The organism is Pseudomonas sp. HMSC063H08 (assembly GCF_001813645.1).
Lineage (GTDB): Bacteria > Pseudomonadota > Gammaproteobacteria > Pseudomonadales > Pseudomonadaceae > Pseudomonas > Pseudomonas aeruginosa.
On the sequence record NZ_KV813379.1, the window covers coordinates 1 to 1,097 of the forward strand.

The window sequence follows — 1,097 nt, forward strand, 5'->3', positions numbered from 1 at the left end:
ACGCTCTACCTGGCAATCCCCATCAGCATCAACCCCTTGCTCATCCTGCTGCCCTGCGCCGCGCTGCTCGGCGTAGCGGTGTGCATCACAGCATCCACCTTCAAGAAATACCTCTAGTCCTCGAGGAGACGCTCATGGCCCTACCGCTTAAACAACTCTTGCCTTCGCGCGACACGGCTCTACACGCCAGTTGGATCACGCTGACTGTCCTTGTACTGCTGCTTTCAGCGGCTGTACTCATGACGATGGGCAGGCTCAAGGAGGCCGGCACGTATTGGCAAATCCTCGTCGAAGTCGCCCTGGTATTGCTGTCAGTCCAATGGTTGCTCACCGCAGCCTGGGTTCGAGTTGGTACTCGTCGTGGTCCATGGACCAGACAGGCCGTTTTAACTCCGCTCGCCTGGCTCAGCGTGACCTCGGTTCTATACGTCTATGCCGTGGCACAGGTGATAAATCGGTTGATTCCAACAATGGAGACGATAGTCCCCCACGCGACTACAGGGGCCGCCGAGGGTGCGGCATTTCTCACGCTATGTGCCGGATTTTCACTATGCCTGGCGACTATGACAATGGTCATTACGCACCTTTGCTACCTGTGTATTCGTCACCGGCGCACTATCGGTTGAGCACCTCGAACCAGTGAATCAACCAAGGCACAGCGTGTGATCTCAACTCGCTAGATGAGAACCACGCGACAGCAAAAAGCAGAATCAAAAAGATCAACGCAAATCGCCAAATTTTCATTTCGATGCCTTCAGGGAGACGAACGACAAATGATGCCATGCCCTGACTAGCTCCACAGCCACAGCCCCCCTGTTTAACCAGACACCTACCAATCTGGAAGCCCTCGTATCTCCGGAGACACCTATGCAGTGGACTCACGAACAGTCACCGATCATCCAGTCGAAGGCATCGAAGATCCTGGTGCGGGCCTTCGCCGGCACTGGCAAGACGACCACCCTGGTGGGCTTTGCCAAGGCGAACCCTACCCTGAGAATCCTCTATCTCTGCTACAACAGCTCGGTGGAGAAAGCCGCGAAGGGCAAGTTTCCCCGCAACGTAGTCTGCAAGACCGCCCACAGCCTGGCTCATGCGGT

2 protein-coding genes and 1 pseudogene are annotated in these 1,097 nt (G+C 56.1%); all 3 read left to right on the plus strand.

What is annotated here, in order from left to right; genetic code table 11:
- A partial coding sequence (locus tag HMPREF2924_RS07610) for an IncC plasmid conjugative DNA transfer DtrJ family protein (protein ID WP_034078768.1) occupies positions 1-117 on the plus strand: 117 nt, incomplete at its 5' end.
- Between the two features lie 17 nt (positions 118-134).
- Positions 135-626, plus strand: a complete 492-nt coding sequence (locus HMPREF2924_RS07615; protein WP_070700437.1) for a hypothetical protein — start codon at positions 135-137, stop codon at positions 624-626.
- A gap of 241 nt (positions 627-867) precedes the next feature.
- Positions 868-1,097, plus strand: a pseudogene (locus HMPREF2924_RS07620) (DNA helicase); the annotation flags it as partial.

Excerpts from the sequence above, each read along its gene's own strand:
- HMPREF2924_RS07615 (WP_070700437.1), top strand. The coding sequence starts at position 135 with ATGGCCCTACCGCTTAAACAACTCTTGCCTTCGCGCGACACGGCTCTA.